A 15,462-nucleotide genomic window follows, 5' to 3' on the forward strand; every position below is an offset into this window, starting at 1 on the left:
ACGTCGGCCACATCGAGTCGCGTCCGGCGCTCACCCTGAGCTGGATTCGCGAGCTGCCGTCATTGGACGCCGCGGCGCGACCGTTCCAACGTCGCGGTATGCAGTTGCTGACGAGCCTGCTGATGAACCTCACCGAGAGCGCCGGCTTTCAGAACGCCGGACTGCCACCGTTGACCCAGCCGAAAGCGGTGATCCTGGTGGGCGGCCTACGCGAATTGACCGCTCTGGCAGTCGAAGACGGGCACACTATGCGCGAGATCGTCGAACCCGCGGTGCAGGCCTCGGTCGCGATGCTCGGCTATCGGCACTGATCAGATTTTGAGGAAGGCGCGCAACCGGTCCAGCACAGCCGCCAGGTCGTCGGCCATGTCGTTCTTCAGGTATCGGGAGAGCGGCGCCGAACTCCAGCCCGCACCGGGCAAATCGGGGCACAGCACGCGGTAGCCGTCGGCGGCCAGGGGTCCGATCAACTCGTGCCACTCCCACCAGTTCTCCGGGAAGCCGTGCACCAGCATCACCGGCGGCCCCTCGGCGGGTCCAGCGTCGGCGACGTGAATCGTCACGCCATCACCGAGATCGACATCCTTGTGATCGACGCCGTCCAGAGCCGGCGGAGTAACCATGGCTTGACAATCTAGCAACGGCAGCGAAACCAATCGCCGCTATAAACGAAGGGTGGCCATTCGTGGCAATACCTGCATGATTGCGGGGGTGTGCGCCGCGATCGCCGCGGCGACGATCGGCTTTCCGGCAAGTGCGCACGCCAATCCTTTCTCCGAGCAGTTCCAGTCGCCATCGGGAGACATCTCCTGCAACCTGGTCAACGCCCCTCCCTCAGACAAACTGGGGCTCGGTAAGAATTTCGTGCAGTGCGACATCGTCAACCAGAGCTGGATGCCACCGCGACCGCCCCCGCCGGGCCGGCCCGACGCCACCAGCTCCCTCGTACTCATGCGGGGCCAGTTTCCGATTGTGGGCTACAGTCCAGGCACGTTGGCGGCCTCCGACCCGGAGAGTTCCGACCAACCGGTTTCAGCGGGCGCAATCTCCTGCAAGAGCGAGCAGTCGGCGATCAGATGCACCGACGCCAGCACCGGTCACTTCTTCCGAGTGTCGCGGGAGTCCTACGAGCTGGGGTGACCGCGCTCAGGCGGCGGCCGGCTCGCGGTCCTTCGGCTTCACGTCGTTGCGGTCCTTCGGCGGCACGGCCAGCCGGATGATCTTGCGCACCACGGTGCCGAACTGCTTCGGCAGTGAGCCCGAGTTGTACGGAATGCCGTAGCGCCGGCAGATTTCCTGCACCTCGGACGCGATCTCCGAGTACCGCTGGGCGGGCATGTCCGGGAAGAGGTGGTGCTCGATCTGGTGCGACAGGTGACCGGAGAGCAGGTGAAAGAGCTTGCCACCGGTCAGGTTTGCCGAACCGAGAACCTGGCGGAAATACCACATGCCGCGCGACTCGCCCTGAGTCTCTTCGACGGTGAATTCCTGTGTGCCGTCAGGGAAGTGGCCGCAGAAGATGATCATGTAGGACCATACGTTGCGCATCAGGTTGGCGGTCAGGTTGCCGGTGAACACGAACGGGGCGAACGGCCCGGCCAGCAGCGGGAAGGCGACGTAGTCCTTGAGCACCTGCTTGCGGGTCTTGCGCCAAATCTCCTGTAGGACTTCACGTTTGTCCGCCAGCCGGATCTCACCGGAGGTGATTCGCTCGCTTTCCATTTCATGCAGCGCGACCCCGTATTGGAACAGCACCATCAGCAGGAAGGCGTAGACCGGGTTGCCCAAGAAGTACGGCTTCCACTTCTGGTCCTCGCTCATCCGCAGGATGCCGTACCCGATGTCGCGGTCCATGCCCACGATGTTGGTGTGGGTGTGGTGCATGTAGTTGTGCGAGTGCCGCCATTGGTCGGCCGGGCATGCGGTGTCCCACTCGAATTCCCGGCCGCGGATCGACGGGTCACGCATCCAGTCGTACTGGCCGTGCATGATGTTGTGGCCGATCTCCATGTTGTCCAGGATCTTTGAGATCCCGAGCATCGCGGTGCCCGCCAGCCAGGCCGGCGGAAAGATCCCGGCGAACAGCAGGGCGCGGCCGCCCACTTCGAGTGCGCGCTGCGTCTTGATGACGCGACGGATGTAGTCGGCGTCGCGCTGGCCGAGGTCGGCCACCACGCGTTCTTTGATGGCGTCGAGTTCAGCGCCGAATGCCTCGGCCTGCTCGGGAGTCAGGGTGATCTTTGCCTGTGTCATCGTGAAGTCTCCTGTGTCTCTAGAGAGCGATATCGACGTCGCCGACGGGAACGGACACGCAGATCTGCACGTCCTCGTCGGGTGCTGTCGACACCGCACCGGTGGTCAGGTTGCGCACGACGCCGCTGGTCTTGCGGCGTGTGCAGGTGTGGCAGATGCCCATCCGGCATCCGCTGGCTGGGTTCAGTCCGGCCGATTCGGCCTGCTCCAGCAGCGGGCGGCCATCGTCGACGACGTCAATGCTGCTGTCCGCGAAGGTGACCCAACCACCCGTTGGCTGCGCGGGCAGGTCGAACGACGGTGCCACGAAGCTCTCCGAGTACACGTTGTCGCAGTGCTCACGGACGGCCTCGACCAAAGCGGTTGGACCACAGACGAAGACCGCGTCAGGTTCCGGCATGGCCGCGGCCAGGTGGCCTGGGCCGAACCGGCCGTCGAGATCGCCGCCGGCTGATCGGGTGTAGCCATGCAGCACTCGCACGCCCGGCATCGCGGCGAGCTCGTCGCGGTAGCACGCCTCAGCGGCGTTGCGCGAGTAGTGCACGAAAGCGATCTCGCCCGCCTGGCCCTCGTTGACCAGCGTGCGCAGCATCGCCATAACCGGCGTAATCCCGCTTCCGCCCGAAACGAACAGAATGCGGGTGGGCCGCTGGGCGGGCAAGACGAAGTCGCCGCCGCCACCGCTCAGACCGACCACCATCCCGCGACGCGCACGCTCGTACAGATAGGTCGAGACCAGTCCGCCGTCGTGATGGCCGATGGTCAGCTCGACATGCGAGGAGCCCTCGGCGTTGGCCGGTGAGTAGCACCGGGTGTGCCGGCGCCCGTCGATCTCGACGCTGAGGTTGACGTATTGCCCGGCCTTGATCGTGTCGGTGAACGCCTCGTTGGGCGCCAGCACCAGAGTGACGCTGCGCGGGGTGTCCCGTCGCACGTCGACGACCTTCGCGCGGCCTTCAGCCAGCGTCCAGGCCGGATCAACCTGTTCGGTGTATCGGTCGACGCCGTGCGGACCGGTGAGCAGGTTGACCAGGTTTGAGCCCAGCACCCGCCTCGTCAAAGTTTGTGTGGAGTTCTGAGTGAACATATGTATACCGTGCGCGCACATAGCCCTGCTCGTCAAGTGTTTCCCCAGGTCTGTGGTACGGTTCACACGGTGAACAGTCGTGCGCCTAGCTCACGGCCGCACAGGTCGAGCCGCAGTCGTAGCCGCGAGGGACCCTCCCGCGAAGAACGCAAAGAGGCGACTCGCCGGGCCATCGTGGCCGCCGCCCTCAAGCTGCTCGACGAGCGCAGTTTCAGCGGATTGAGCTTGCGTGAGGTCACCCGGGAGGCCGGGATCGTCCCGGGAGCGTTCTACCGTCACTTCGAATCGATGGATGCCCTCGGGCTGGTCCTGATCGATGAGTCGTTTCGGACCTTGCGTGACATGCTGCGCGGCGCGCGCGCCGGCAAGCTCGACCCCAACCGGGTGATCGAATCGTCGGTCGAGATCGTGGTCGCCAGCATCACCGAACGTCGCGAGCACTGGCGTTTCATCGGACGCGAACGCTCCAGCGGCGTCACGGTTCTGCGGTATGCCATCCGCACCGAATTCCGGCTGTTGACGTCGGAACTGGCCACCGACCTCGCCCGATTTCCGGGTCTGAACGCGTGGAGCACCGAGGACCTCAACGTGCTGGCGAGTCTGTTCGTCAACTCGATGATCGTCATCGCCGAGGCACTCGAAGACGTCCAGGGCGCCGATGCGATCGAGGAGATCCGCATAACAGCGGTCAAGCAACTGCGGCTGATCGTCATCGGCGTCACCGGCTGGCGCAGCAGCCCCTAGGCATCTTCGACGTTCTCCGCGCAGCGCAGTAAAGCTTCGGCGACGGTTCGCCGATCGCGCGCCGAAATACCCTGCAGCATCACTGCTTCGACGGCGAACACCGCGTCGTGCGCGGCGCCGAGACGCCGCGATCCCAGGCGCGTCAACTCCAGGGATCGGGCGCGCCCGCGCGGCGGCGCGTCGGCCGTCTCGACCAGTCCCCCCGCACGCAAGCCGCTCAGCACGTCCTGCAACGACTGCCGAGTCACGAAGCACAGCCGCGCCAGTTCGGCGGCCGAAGCATCAGGGTGTTCATACAGCGCCCGCAACGTCGAATACTGGGCCATCGACAGACCGGTCGGTTTCAACGCCAGGTCGCATCGGCGCCGTAGACCTTGCTGAACCCGTTTCACCAGATAGCCGATGGAGCGCTCCGCCTCAGACGTCTGCATGACAGGAACCTTACACCTGTGCTACCGTCAAAGTCAGGAACCTGACACAAGGGAGAACATCATGTCGACCATCACCGCACACGCCGACCACGCGACATTGATCAACGTGTTCACCGTGCAGCCCGAGCGGGCTCGAGAACTCGCCGATCTGTTAACCGCGGCCACCGAGGACGTTATGCAGCACATTGACGGCTTCATCTCGGCGAATATCCACCTCAGCACCGACGGCACTCGGGTGGTCAATTACGCGCAATGGCGCAACGCGGAAGCGATGCAGGCGATGCGGAGCAATCCCGCGGCCCAGGAACACATGACGCGCTGCGCGGACTTGGCGGACGGATTCGAACCGCATCTGTACACCGTTGAGTCGGTGCATTCCGCGCCATGATGGTGGCATGGCCGGCACAATGCGAGACCTGCTCGGCGGCGCACTGTCGTCGCTGCGCTACGAGCCCACCGAGAAGCACCTGCGGATCGACCTGAACGGCGAGCCGGTAGCCGACACGATCGACGGACTGCTGGTGTGGGAGCCGCGGCGGGTCGTCCCGACCTACGCAGTGCCGCAAGCCGATGTCACGGCCCGGCTGGAATCGGCGGGCCGAGTCGACGACCTTGCCGAGCTGCCCATCCTGGTCCCGACGAATCCCTTTGCCACGCACAGCTGTACCGGCGAGATGTTCGATGTCGTCGTCGGCGGGCGGCGATGCTCCGCGGCGGCATTCCGGCCTGACGATCCAGACCTGGCCGGGTACCTCACCTTCGACTTCAGGGCCTTCAGCTGGCATGAGGAAGACGAGCCGATCGTCTCCCACCCGCACGACCCGTTCAAACGCATCGACATCCTCGCCAGCAGTCGGCATGTCCGCGTCGAATCGGATGGCCGCTTGCTGGCCGAGTCGTCACGGCCGCTGCTGTTGTTCGAGACCTTGCTTCCGACCCGGTTCTACCTTCCCCGCACTGACGTCGCCGTCGATCTCGAGCCGAGTGAGACGGTGAGCTACTGCGCCTATAAGGGCCGGGCGTCGTATCTGTCGGTGCCCGGCGGCCCCGCCGACATCGCGTGGACCTATCACCATCCGCTTCGGGAAGCAGAGCCCATCCGCGACCTCGTCGCGTTCTTCAACGAACGGGTGGGCGTGATCGTGGATGGCCAGCGACGGCCACGGCCCATCACCCCGTTCTCGGACTGAGCGCGGTGGCCACCGCGCATCGCAAAGAAGGCAAGCTGGCCGACATCACCGGTCCAGGCCTCACCGATCGGTGGGGCGTGACGTGCACCGACCTGGGCGCATCGGTGATCGCGCCCAATGGAACGTTGGTGTCGGTGTTCGGAGACACCTTCTCCGGCAACCGCGTTGGAGAAGGCGACTGGCGTTCACCGGTAATCCTGATCGGCGCCGGCGACGCCGGCCATCCGATCACGTACCACCGCGCCGGCGGGGTTGATCCGACTTTCGCACAACAGCTTTGGCAGTACACACATCGCACCGGCCGGTCGGGGCGGCCGCGCCGCGGCATCAGCACGGTGATCCCCTCCGATCTGCTGCGGGTGGGCGACTCGCTCTACCTGCACGCGATCGTCAACCGGGGCTTCGGCAACGTGGTGTGGACCGAGATCTGGCGCTCCGACGACAGCGGTATCTCGTGGCACCGCATGGGCGACAAGACCAGGTTTCCGGCCGGACTGCACGACGGTCAGGCGCAGTGCTGGTCGTGGGACCACGACCCGGTCGACGGCTGGATCTACGTGGTATCCACCGGTTTTCAGCGCGACAAGGGAATCATCCTGCGGCGGGTCCGACCCGAAGACATCGCCGACCCGCGCAAGTACTCCGGCTGGGGCCGCGCCCGTGGCCTGTGGTCATGGGGCACAGCGCCGACGCCGGTGACGCCCCCGGGAGAGAGCTGGGGTGAGCTGTCGCTGCGGCGACTGGCCGACGGTCGATGGATTCTCGGCGGATTCCTGTCCTCGCACTACGCGCTCGGCTACCGGGTGCTGAAATCCCCCACCGCGGTGCGTGCCGCGCCGCTGCAGCATCCGATCGTCGGGTCGGACTGGGATGACGAAGACCACGCCGGCAGCCGGGTCGCGCAGCTCTACGGCGGATACGTCCTGCCCGGTTCGAGGCTCGACGTGGTTGGGGGCGTCGGCCTGGTGGTATCGCAGTGGAACACTTCACGTGGATGGCCTTATCGGGCAATGCAATTCCGCGCGACGCTGCACGACGCCACTCGGACCCGTCATCCGAGGAGCGACTCACCGTCCTCCGGGGTTCCGCTGATCTGACCGCGATGCGCGGTCGCTAGCATCGGGCCCCCCGACTCGCCAGCTGTGAGTCACTCGTCACAGTGGCCGAACCGGTCTCACCCGCTGGTCGTGGAATGCATTGGAGGTCAACGCGGATCTGTGACGTGCACCACCACAACCAAGGAGACCATCATGACAAATCTGGACCCGCAGACCACGGGCGAGTTCTGGGAGGCCTACCTCCGCGCCGCCGGCGCCGGAGCCGGTACCAACCTGTCGCAGGTCAGCCACACTTTTCCCGATGCCCCGCGTGAACTCGTGCCGAGAATGACCTCTGCGCCAATAACATTCGCCTGGGACCTCGTTGTGCTGCGCCGCCCGATCGCTGCAGGCGCGCCACCTAAGGCTGCCTAAGCGGCTGAGTATTCAGCGTGGCGCCCGCCACATCGGCCAGAGTGTCGGACCCCCGTCGGGAATGACGATCTCGCCGGTGACCTCGAAGCCGAATCGCTGGTAGTACGGGACGTTTTCGGCCTTGCTGGATTCGAGATAGGCGGGTGCATGTTCGGCGTCGACACGGTCGAGGCGCGACTGCATCAGCGCCTGCCCGTAGCCTTTGCCACGCACCGAGGTGTCACTGCCGATCACCGCGAGATACCAGTGCGGTTCCTCCGGGTGCTGTGACTTCATCTGCTCGAGCAGTCCACCGAGCTTGCGGGCCGTAGTCAGCCGCGGGCCGAACCCGAGGATGAACGACGGCAGCATCATCAGCTGCTCGCGACCCGACTGCTTCCATCGGCCCGGCGGATCCCAGAGTGCCGCCGCGCCGATGGTCGACCCGTCGGTGGCCACCTCCACACCGCCACCGGCGAGATGGTGGTGGCGGGTGACGGTCGCGAAGAACTTCCGCAGGTGCGCTGCCCGCGCCTTGGGGTCGGGCATGATCCAGACCGATACCGGGTCGTCATAGAAGGCGCGGCCAAGAGCGTGCGACAGCTCAGAGACATCGGCCTTGTGCCCCGGACGCGTGTGGATTGTCATTGACAGCCAGAGTAGTAGCGTCGGGAATCGTGTGGGACTTCGAAACCGACCCCGAATACCAGCAGAAACTGGACTGGGTCGAAGAATTCATGGTCAACGAGCTCGAGCCGCTCGACCTGGTGGCGCTCGACCCGTATGACAAGAAGAATCCCGAGACTATGGCGGTGCTGCGTCCCTTGCAGCAGCAGGTCAGAGATCACGGCCTGTGGGCGGCGCACCTCAAACCCGAACTCGGCGGCCAAGGCTATGGCCAGGTCAAGCTCGCGCTGCTGAATGAAATCGTGGGCCGGTCCCGCTGGGCCCCGTCGGTGTTCGGCTCGCAGGCACCGGACTCCGGCAACGCCGAGATCCTGGCCCTGTTCGGCACCCCCGAACAGAAGACGCGCTATTTGGAGCCACTGCTCGCCGGCGAGATCACTTCGTGTTACTCCATGACCGAACCGCAAGGCGGTTCGGATCCGGGCCTGTTCGTGACCCGCGCCGAGCGCGACGGCGACTCCTGGGTCATCAACGGCGAGAAATGGTTTTCCACCAACGCCCGCCACGCGACCTTCTTCATCGTCATGGCAGTCACCAACCCTGACGCCCGCACCCGCGACAAGATGTCGTTGTTCATCGTCCCCGCCGGGACACCGGGCGTCGAGATCATCCGCAACGTCGGGGTCGGCACGGAGTCGCACGCCACCCACGGCTACGTCGGTTACACCGACGTCCGGGTGCCGGCCGACCACATCCTCGGCGGCGAGGGCCAGGCCTTCGCAATCGCGCAGACCCGGCTGGGCGGCGGGCGCATTCATCACGCCATGCGCACCATCGCGTTGGCCCGGCGGGCATTCAACATGATGTGTGAGCGAGCGGTCTCCCGCCAGACCCGGATGGGTCCGCTGTCGGATTTCCAGATGACCCAGGAGAAGATCGCCGACAGCTGGATCCAGATCGAGCAGTTCCGGTTGTTGGTGCTGCGCACCGCATGGCTGATCGACAAGCACCACGACTACCAGAAGGTCCGCCGCGATATCGCTGCGGTCAAGGTGGCGATGCCGCAGGTGCTGCACGATGTCGCTCAGCGCGCACTGCACTTACACGGCGCGCTCGGGGTCTCCAACGAGATGCCGTTCATCAAGATGATGATCGCCGCGGAGTCGTTGGGGATCGCCGATGGTGCCACCGAATTGCACAAGATGACCGTGGCTCGCCGCACACTGCGCGAGTATGAGCCGGTGTCAACACCTTTCCCGTCGCAGCACCTGCCGACCCGACGTGCCGAGGCGCAGGCCCGGTTCGCCGAGCGTTTGGAGCACGCGGTCGCCGAGTTCTAACCGGCGGCGGTGACACGGTCGATGTGGGCGAGAAAGTGTGTCAGCACCGCGTCGGGCGCTTCGAGTTGTGGCCAGTGCCCGATGTCGTCGGCGAGCATCACCACGTCGGGGTCGGGGATCACCTCGGCGTAACGGCGGGCCATGTGCGCACCGGAGTTGGGGTCGATCGGTCCGTCGATCAACCGCATCGGAACGTCGGTCTCTCGCATCGCCCGCACCCACCGATTCCGGTGGGTATGGCGGTCTTTGATGAAACGGCCGACCTTGTGCAGCACGCGCCGGCCGTCGTTGTAGTCCAGGATCTGACTGAACACGTCCATCATGTGTCGTGTCGGTTTGGTGTTGGGACCGAACATCTCCCGCAACGTCGGCTCGAGTAGCCGACGTGACAACGGACTGTTCTGCACCGGACTCAAGATGTCGCCCAGCGGAGTTCCCGACATCAGCTTCTGCGCCGCCCGCGGCGTGTAGGTCTCGACGAACATGCCGCCGTTGAGCCAGGTGATCGAGTCGATGCTCAGCGCGCCATAGGCGTGTTGACGAAATTCGTGACGGGCCAACAATTCCTGGCCGACCGAGTCGCCGATGTCATGGGCCAGGATGTGCGCGTTACCGATGCCCAGGTGAGCCAGCAGCGCCTCGTGCATGTCGGCATGGTCATGCACCGAGTATTCGTACGCGACGGGCTTGGCCGAGAAGCCCATTCCCATCATGTCGGGCGCGATCACCGTGAATCGCTGCGTCAATGTCGGCCAAATCGGCTCCCAGTCAAAGGAATTGAACGGGTAACCGTGGATCAACAGCAGCGGAGGACCGCTGCCCTCCACCCGATAGAAGATCTCGAAGCCGAGATAGTCGAAGTACAGTCCTTCGTCCAGCCAGGAAGCCAGGCCGGCGTCCACGACCCCGCCGCCCTACGCGATGTAGCGAACGACGCTCTCGGCCACGCACGCCGGTTTGTCCGAGCCCTCGACCTCCACGGTGGTCGACACGGTGGCCTGCACCGCGCCGTTGCCCAGGTCCTCGACATTGACCAGAGAACTCTTCGCCCGGACGCGAGAGCCGACCGGGACCGGCGCGGGAAAGCGGACCTTATTGAGGCCGTAGTTGATTGCCAGCTTGATGCCGTTGACGGTGTACATCTGGTGCTGCAGCCGCGGCAGCAGCGCCAGGGTCATGAAACCGTGCGCGATCGTCTTGCCGAACGGGCCCTTGGCCGCCCGCTCCGGGTCGACATGGATCCACTGGTGATCACCGGTCGCATCGGCGAACAGGTTGACGTCTTCCTGGCTGATCGTCACCCACTCGCTTTCTCCGATGCTTTCACCCTTGATCGCGGCGAGGTCGGCGACTGATTCGAAGATGCGCATGGCGTTTGTCTCCTTTTAGTCGGAAGCGGGCGCGCTAATAAGCATCGTGCCACTCGCCCGTCGAGGAGACACCGTCGGCCTTGGTAGAGGATGGCGGGGTGAGGTTGCTGCTTCTCGCCGATACGCATGTGCCGCGCCGGGCCCGCGATCTGCCGGCGCGGGTGTGGGACGAGGTGGCGCAGGCAGACGTCGTCCTGCATGCCGGCGACTGGGTGGCACCCGAGCTGCTCGATGAGCTGACGGCCAGGGCCGCGCGACTGGTGGCGTGCTGGGGCAACAACGACGGGCCGGTGCTGCGTTCACGACTGCCCGAACGTGCCGACGTCGTTTTGGACGGGCTGCGCTTCACCGTCGTCCACGAGAGCGGCTCCACCGCCGGCCGGGACGCCCGGATGTCACGCCAATACCCCGACACCGACGTACTGGTGTTCGGCCACAGCCACATCCCCTGGGACACCACGACCGACACTGGGCTGCGGCTGCTGAACCCGGGCTCACCGACCGATCGCCGCCGGCAGCCGTTCTGCACCTACATGACCGCGCGCGTCGACGGCGGTGCGCTCACCCAGGTAGCGCTGCATCGGTTGGAGAAGTAGCTCGCTGCTAGCTCGGGCATAGCGTCCACACATATTTAGCTCGTAAACAGATACAAGTGAACACTCTCATCGATCCCGTCACCGAGGTGTCGCGGGTCATCGGCAGATTCCGTCGGCAACTTCGCAGATCGACCGGGCGGGGTTTCGACTCGGTACGGCTCACCGAATCGCAGTCGGAATTGCTGTTCCTGGTCGGCCGCCAACCAGACATCTCGGTCAGCGCTGCGGCGGCCGAGCTGGGCCTGGTCGCCAACACCGCCTCGACCCTGGTGTCCAAGTTGGTCGACAAGGGCCTGCTGGTGCGGACCGCGGGTCGAACCGACCGCCGCATCGGCCAGTTACGGCTGACCGGAACCGCCCAGCAGATCGTCAATAGTTCGCGCGCGACCCGGAAGGCAGCGCTGGCCGAGGTACTCAACGAACTCGATGACACCCAAATCGATTCTCTGGCAAAGGGATTAGAGGTACTCGACACAATGACCCGACGACTACAGGAGCGGCCACAATGAGCGCAGCACTACCGAAGGCGGTCGACGCCCGCAATCTGACCTATCGCTACGGCAGCTTCACCGCCGTCGACGACGTGACGTTGCAGGTGCGGCCGGGCGAGACGATGGGCCTGCTGGGACCCAACGGCGCCGGCAAAACCACGGTGGTACGGATGCTCACCACACTGACCCCGGTGCAGCACGGCGAGCTGCGCATCCTCGGCCTGGACGCCCGCGATCAGACGATCGATATCCGCAGCAACATCGGTTATGTCCCGCAGCAACTTTCGATCGAGCCGGCGCTGACCGGCCGGCAGAACGTGACCTGGTTCGCCCGGTTGTACGGTGTGCCGCGCGCGCAGCGATCCGAGCGGGTGGATGAAGCACTGGACGCCATGGAATTGCTCGACGTCGCCGATCGTCCGGCGGGAACCTATTCCGGCGGGCTGGTCCGGCGCCTGGAGGTGGCCCAGGCGTTGGTCAACCGCCCGTCACTGCTGGTCCTCGACGAACCGACGGTGGGGCTGGATCCGATCGCGCGCGACCGCGTCTGGACGCACGTGCTGAACATGCAGGGTCAGTTCGGCATGACCGTGTTGCTGACCACGCATTACATGGAAGAGGCCGACGCCCTGTGCGACCGGGTTGCGCTGATGCATCACGGCACGCTGCGCGCCGTCGGGACGCCGACCAAGTTGAAGGCGACGGTCTCGTCGTGCGCCACGCTCGAAGACGTCTTCCGGCACTACACCGCGTCGGACTTGTCGACGCAAGCCGAGGGCTCCGGGTCGTTCCGTGAAATCCGTTCCAGCAGAAAGGTTGCCAGCCGTGCCGGTTGATACCGTCATCAAGCCCACCCCGTTGCCGCTGACTCGTGCGCCGCGCGGGTGGCAACGCCTGCCCGCGACGTTGAGCCGCGTCAGCGCATTCGCGATCGTGGAGATGCAGAAGCTGCGCCGCGATCGCACCGAGCTCGTCACACGGATGGTGCAACCGGCGTTGTGGCTACTGATCTTCGGGACAACGTTCAGCAAGCTGCACGTGATCAATACCGGGCCGGTGTCCTACCTGGCGTTCCTGGCGCCAGGCATCATCGCCCAGTCGGCGCTGTTCATCTCGATCTTCTATGGCGTCCAGATCATCTGGGACCGCGACGCCGGCATCCTGGCCAAGCTGATGGTGACACCGGCGCCCGCGTCGTCGCTGATCTCCGGCAAGGCGTTCGCGGCGGGCGTGCGATCGGTGGCCCAGGTCGTCGGCGTGCTGGCCCTGGCTGATGTGATGGGCATCGGGATGACCATCAACCCGCTGAGGATCCTGGCCGCGATGGCCGTCGTGATGCTGGGTTCGGCGTTTTTCGCTTGCCTGTCGATGACGCTGGCCGGGCTGGTGCGCAGCCGCGACCGGTTGATGGGAATCGGCCAGGCGATCACCATGCCGCTGTTCTTTGCCTCCAACGCGCTGTATCCGGTCGACGTCATGCCGGCCTGGCTGCACGTGCTCAGCACGGTCAACCCGCTCAGTTATGAGGTTCACGCATTGCGGGCGCTGCTGATCGGCACGCCATTCAACCCGCTGGACATACTGGTGCTACTGGTGGCGGCGGTCCTCGGAATCACCACTGCGTCAACGCTTTTGCGACGCCTGGTGACCTGACCCGACCGGCAACCCGAGCGGCTTTCACGGAAGGCTTGCACCTCACGTACCGTCAGGTCGTAGGTTCATGCGATGAGCGGCAACCAGGAGTGGAGCGTCGGTGAACTCGCCGAGGCTGCTGGCGTCACCGTGCGAGCCCTGCACCACTACGAACAGGTCGGGCTGATCGCACCGGCCTCGCGAACGGGCGCGGGCCACCGACGATACACGGCTGAACAGGCGGAAAAGCTCTACCAGATCACCGCCATGCGCAGCCTCGGCTTCCGACTAGAGGAAATCAGACGGGCTCTGGACGGCGAAGACCTCCCGTCCGTGGTCCGGCTCCATCTGCAGCAGGTTCGTGATCGTTTGCGGCAGACCTCGGAGCTGAATCGACGGCTCGAGCGTCTGCTGTCTGCACTCGACTCCTCCGATCACCCGACCGAAGAGATCATTCAAGCAACGGAGGCAACCGTGAACGTGAACCTGACGACGATCTACACCCGTGGCGGCGACGGTGGCGATACCTCAAACGCCGGCCCGGGCCGCGTGCCGAAGGACGACCCGAGGATCGAGGCCGTCGGCGAGGTCGACGAACTCAACGCCCAGCTCGGCGTGGTCCTTACTCATCTACAGGAGGAACCCTTCGCCGGTTGGGTCGCCGAGATCCAAAACGAACTGTTCGACGTCGGCGCCGACCTGTCCAGCCCGGCGGACCGCGAGGGGCTCCGGATCACCGACGCGTACGTCGACCGGTTGGAGCGGCGCTGCGACGAAGCCAACGCCCAACTCACCGCACTGGCGTCGTTCGTGCTGCCCGGAGGCGGCTCAGCTGCGGCGGAACTCCACGTGGCCCGTACCGTCTGTCGCCGGGCGGAGCGTCGAGCAGTGTCCGTCGATGATCTGAACCCGGAGATCGTCCGGTACCTGAACCGCCTCTCCGACCTGCTGTTCATTGTCGCGCGAGCCGTCTCTGTCGATCAGCGGACCTGGGTTCCCCGGGCGACAATGTCTGCAGTACAACAGAATTCGTAGCCGCAGTACCCGCCCCGGCTGAATTTGCCTCAGCCGAATACATTTTCGGCGCTCGGTCCCGCCGAGTCGTAATCGTTATCTGCCGGTGACACTCGCGTCTCAATCGTTAGCGAACCGCGACCGCACACCCCGAGGCGACTGACAGGCTTGTAGTTACTTGCGTGTTTGACTGCCACAGACAGCTATTCGACCGCTTATGCGGCAAATGAAAGTTGGGATAGGAGCTATGAAGTTCGCAGAGAAATTCCGCGGTGCGGCAGCACACTTGCCGCGCAGATTGGCAATCGCGGCCATCGGGGCAGCACTGCTGGCCGGTCTGGTCGGTGCTATCGGCGGCTCGGCGACCGTGGGGGCATTCTCCAAAAAGGGTCTGCCGGTCGAGTATCTACAAGTCCCGTCAGCGGCCATGGGCCGCAACATCAAGGTCCAGTTCCAGGGCGGCGGACCGCACGCGGTCTACCTGCTCGACGGGCTGCGCGCCCAGGACGACTTCAACGGTTGGGACATCAACACTCCCGCGTTCGAGGAGTACTACCAGTCCGGCCTGTCGGTGATCATGCCGGTCGGCGGACAGTCCAGCTTCTATAGCGACTGGTACCAGCCGGCTTGCGGCAAGGCGGGCTGCCAGACCTACAAGTGGGAAACCTTCTTGACCAGGGAGCTTCCGACGTACCTGCAGGCGAATCGGGGCATCTCGCCGAACGGCAATGCCGCCGTGGGTCTTTCGATGGCCGGCGGTTCGTCAATGATCCTGGCCGCGTACTACCCGCAGCAGTTCTCCTACGCGGCGTCGCTGTCCGGCTTCCTGAACCCCTCCGAGGGTTGGTGGCCGACGCTGATCGGTCTGGCGATGGGCGATGCGGGCGGTTACAACGCCACCAACATGTGGGGCCCGACCAGCGACCCGGCCTGGAAGCGTAACGACGCGATGGTCCAGATCCCCCGCCTGGTGCAGAACAACACCCGCATCTGGGTGTATTGCGGCAACGGCACTCCGAACGAGCTTGGCGGCGATAGCATGCCGGCCAAGTTCCTGGAGCAGTTCACGCTGCGCACCAACGAGCAGTTCCGCGACAACTACACGGCAGCGGGCGGCCGCAACGGAACGTTCAACTTCCCGCCCAACGGAACGCATGACTGGGGCTACTGGAACCAGCAACTGGTCGCGATGAAGTCCGACATTCAACGGACCCTAAGCGGCGGTCAAGGCGCCAC

The 15,462-nt window shown here is 64.9% G+C and carries 19 protein-coding genes and 3 pseudogenes; 15 read left to right on the top strand and 7 right to left on the bottom strand.

Going from position 1 to position 15,462, the window contains the following annotated elements; genetic code table 11:
• Positions 1–311, top strand: a pseudogene (locus WAN02_RS14890) (TetR/AcrR family transcriptional regulator); the annotation flags it as partial.
• A 21-nt stretch (positions 312–332) separates the two neighbouring features.
• Here the strand turns inward: WAN02_RS14890 and WAN02_RS14895 are convergent.
• Positions 333–623: pseudogene (locus WAN02_RS14895) on the bottom strand (alpha/beta fold hydrolase); the annotation flags it as partial.
• Between the two features lie 52 nt (positions 624–675).
• Between WAN02_RS14895 and WAN02_RS14900 the strand changes: the two are divergent.
• The gene (locus WAN02_RS14900) at positions 676–1,140 is read left to right on the top strand and encodes a hypothetical protein (protein ID WP_422264972.1); all 465 of its coding nucleotides are present in this window, start codon (positions 676–678) and stop codon (positions 1,138–1,140) included.
• Positions 1,141–1,146: 6 nt separating this feature from the next.
• Here the strand turns inward: WAN02_RS14900 and WAN02_RS14905 are convergent, their stop codons facing one another.
• Complete coding sequence (locus WAN02_RS14905; RefSeq protein ID WP_422264973.1) at positions 1,147–2,253, bottom strand: fatty acid desaturase family protein; 1,107 nt, start codon at positions 2,251–2,253, stop codon at positions 1,147–1,149.
• A gap of 19 nt (positions 2,254–2,272) precedes the next feature.
• On the bottom strand, positions 2,273–3,340 hold the full coding sequence (locus WAN02_RS14910) for a ferredoxin reductase (RefSeq protein WP_422264974.1): 1,068 nt from the start codon (positions 3,338–3,340) through the stop codon (positions 2,273–2,275).
• A gap of 69 nt (positions 3,341–3,409) precedes the next feature.
• On the opposite strand from WAN02_RS14910, the gene WAN02_RS14915 reads away from it, so the two are divergent.
• A complete protein-coding gene (locus tag WAN02_RS14915) occupies positions 3,410–4,084 on the top strand; it encodes a TetR family transcriptional regulator (RefSeq protein ID WP_422264975.1) in 675 nt (224 codons plus the stop codon).
• On the opposite strand, the gene WAN02_RS14920 is transcribed toward WAN02_RS14915, so the two are convergent.
• Complete coding sequence (locus WAN02_RS14920) at positions 4,081–4,515, bottom strand: MarR family winged helix-turn-helix transcriptional regulator (protein WP_422264976.1); 435 nt, start codon at positions 4,513–4,515, stop codon at positions 4,081–4,083. The genes WAN02_RS14915 and WAN02_RS14920 overlap by 4 nt on opposite strands.
• A gap of 61 nt (positions 4,516–4,576) precedes the next feature.
• Between WAN02_RS14920 and WAN02_RS14925 the strand changes: the two genes are divergently transcribed.
• From WAN02_RS14925 to WAN02_RS14940, 4 genes are all read left to right on the top strand, one after another.
• Positions 4,577–4,903, top strand: a complete 327-nt coding sequence (locus WAN02_RS14925; protein ID WP_422264977.1) for an antibiotic biosynthesis monooxygenase family protein — start codon at positions 4,577–4,579, stop codon at positions 4,901–4,903.
• 7 nt (positions 4,904–4,910) lie between these two features.
• Positions 4,911–5,705 (top strand): DUF427 domain-containing protein, encoded by a 795-nt coding sequence (locus tag WAN02_RS14930; protein WP_422264978.1) that lies wholly within the window; start codon positions 4,911–4,913, stop codon positions 5,703–5,705.
• Positions 5,706–5,710: 5 nt separating this feature from the next.
• On the top strand, positions 5,711–6,802 hold the full coding sequence (locus WAN02_RS14935; RefSeq protein WP_422264979.1) for a DUF4185 domain-containing protein: 1,092 nt from the start codon (positions 5,711–5,713) through the stop codon (positions 6,800–6,802).
• Between the two features lie 153 nt (positions 6,803–6,955).
• Positions 6,956–7,177, top strand: a complete 222-nt coding sequence (locus tag WAN02_RS14940) for a hypothetical protein (RefSeq protein WP_422264980.1) — start codon at positions 6,956–6,958, stop codon at positions 7,175–7,177.
• A 12-nt stretch (positions 7,178–7,189) separates the two neighbouring features.
• Here WAN02_RS14940 and WAN02_RS14945 read toward each other — a convergent pair whose 3' ends face one another.
• A complete protein-coding gene (locus WAN02_RS14945; protein ID WP_422264981.1) occupies positions 7,190–7,804 on the bottom strand; it encodes a GNAT family N-acetyltransferase in 615 nt (204 codons plus the stop codon).
• 26 nt (positions 7,805–7,830) lie between these two features.
• On the opposite strand from WAN02_RS14945, the gene WAN02_RS14950 reads away from it, so the two are divergent.
• Positions 7,831–9,123: an acyl-CoA dehydrogenase family protein gene (locus WAN02_RS14950; RefSeq protein ID WP_422264989.1), complete on the top strand. Its 1,293-nt coding sequence runs from the start codon at positions 7,831–7,833 to the stop codon at positions 9,121–9,123.
• Here WAN02_RS14950 and WAN02_RS14955 read toward each other — a convergent pair.
• Positions 9,120–10,025, bottom strand: a complete 906-nt coding sequence (locus WAN02_RS14955) for an alpha/beta fold hydrolase (protein WP_422264982.1) — start codon at positions 10,023–10,025, stop codon at positions 9,120–9,122. The two genes, WAN02_RS14950 and WAN02_RS14955, sit on opposite strands and share 4 nt — an antisense overlap.
• A 12-nt stretch (positions 10,026–10,037) precedes the next feature.
• Complete coding sequence (locus tag WAN02_RS14960) at positions 10,038–10,493, bottom strand: MaoC family dehydratase (RefSeq protein WP_422264983.1); 456 nt, start codon at positions 10,491–10,493, stop codon at positions 10,038–10,040.
• A 98-nt stretch (positions 10,494–10,591) separates the two neighbouring features.
• On the opposite strand from WAN02_RS14960, the gene WAN02_RS14965 reads away from it, so the two are divergent.
• The 7 genes and pseudogenes from WAN02_RS14965 to WAN02_RS14995 form a co-directional block, all read left to right on the top strand.
• Complete coding sequence (locus tag WAN02_RS14965) at positions 10,592–11,089, top strand: metallophosphoesterase family protein (RefSeq protein WP_422264984.1); 498 nt, start codon at positions 10,592–10,594, stop codon at positions 11,087–11,089.
• Between the two features lie 56 nt (positions 11,090–11,145).
• Positions 11,146–11,598 (top strand): MarR family winged helix-turn-helix transcriptional regulator, encoded by a 453-nt coding sequence (locus WAN02_RS14970; RefSeq protein ID WP_422264985.1) that lies wholly within the window; start codon positions 11,146–11,148, stop codon positions 11,596–11,598.
• Entirely contained in the window at positions 11,595–12,416 is an 822-nt protein-coding gene (locus WAN02_RS14975) for an ATP-binding cassette domain-containing protein (protein ID WP_422264986.1), read from the top strand. The genes WAN02_RS14970 and WAN02_RS14975 overlap by 4 nt, the downstream gene beginning before the upstream one ends.
• Positions 12,406–13,233 (top strand): ABC transporter permease, encoded by an 828-nt coding sequence (locus WAN02_RS14980; protein ID WP_422264987.1) that lies wholly within the window; start codon positions 12,406–12,408, stop codon positions 13,231–13,233. Before WAN02_RS14975 ends, WAN02_RS14980 begins: the two co-directional genes overlap by 11 nt.
• Positions 13,234–13,305: 72 nt before the next feature.
• Positions 13,306–13,518: pseudogene (locus WAN02_RS14985) on the top strand (MerR family transcriptional regulator); the annotation flags it as partial.
• 168 nt (positions 13,519–13,686) lie between these two features.
• Entirely contained in the window at positions 13,687–14,247 is a 561-nt protein-coding gene (locus WAN02_RS14990; RefSeq protein WP_422264990.1) for a cob(I)yrinic acid a,c-diamide adenosyltransferase, read from the top strand.
• Between the two features lie 226 nt (positions 14,248–14,473).
• Positions 14,474–15,462 (top strand): esterase family protein (locus tag WAN02_RS14995; RefSeq protein WP_422264988.1); only part of this gene is annotated, 989 nt, incomplete at its 3' end.

This window comes from Mycobacterium sp. (assembly GCF_049281135.1).
Classification (GTDB): domain Bacteria; phylum Actinomycetota; class Actinomycetes; order Mycobacteriales; family Mycobacteriaceae; genus Mycobacterium.

Excerpts from the sequence above, each read along its gene's own strand:
- WAN02_RS14925 (WP_422264977.1), top strand. The coding sequence starts at position 4,577 with ATGTCGACCATCACCGCACACGCCGACCACGCGACATTGATCAACGTG.
- WAN02_RS14920 (WP_422264976.1), bottom strand. The coding sequence starts at position 4,515 with ATGCAGACGTCTGAGGCGGAGCGCTCCATCGGCTATCTGGTGAAACGG.
- WAN02_RS14940 (WP_422264980.1), top strand. The coding sequence starts at position 6,956 with ATGACAAATCTGGACCCGCAGACCACGGGCGAGTTCTGGGAGGCCTAC.
- WAN02_RS14945 (WP_422264981.1), bottom strand. The coding sequence starts at position 7,804 with ATGACAATCCACACGCGTCCGGGGCACAAGGCCGATGTCTCTGAGCTG.
- WAN02_RS14905 (WP_422264973.1), bottom strand. The coding sequence starts at position 2,253 with ATGACACAGGCAAAGATCACCCTGACTCCCGAGCAGGCCGAGGCATTC.
- WAN02_RS14910 (WP_422264974.1), bottom strand. The coding sequence starts at position 3,340 with ATGTTCACTCAGAACTCCACACAAACTTTGACGAGGCGGGTGCTGGGC.
- WAN02_RS14930 (WP_422264978.1), top strand. The coding sequence starts at position 4,911 with ATGGCCGGCACAATGCGAGACCTGCTCGGCGGCGCACTGTCGTCGCTG.
- WAN02_RS14975 (WP_422264986.1), top strand. The coding sequence starts at position 11,595 with ATGAGCGCAGCACTACCGAAGGCGGTCGACGCCCGCAATCTGACCTAT.
- WAN02_RS14960 (WP_422264983.1), bottom strand. The coding sequence starts at position 10,493 with ATGCGCATCTTCGAATCAGTCGCCGACCTCGCCGCGATCAAGGGTGAA.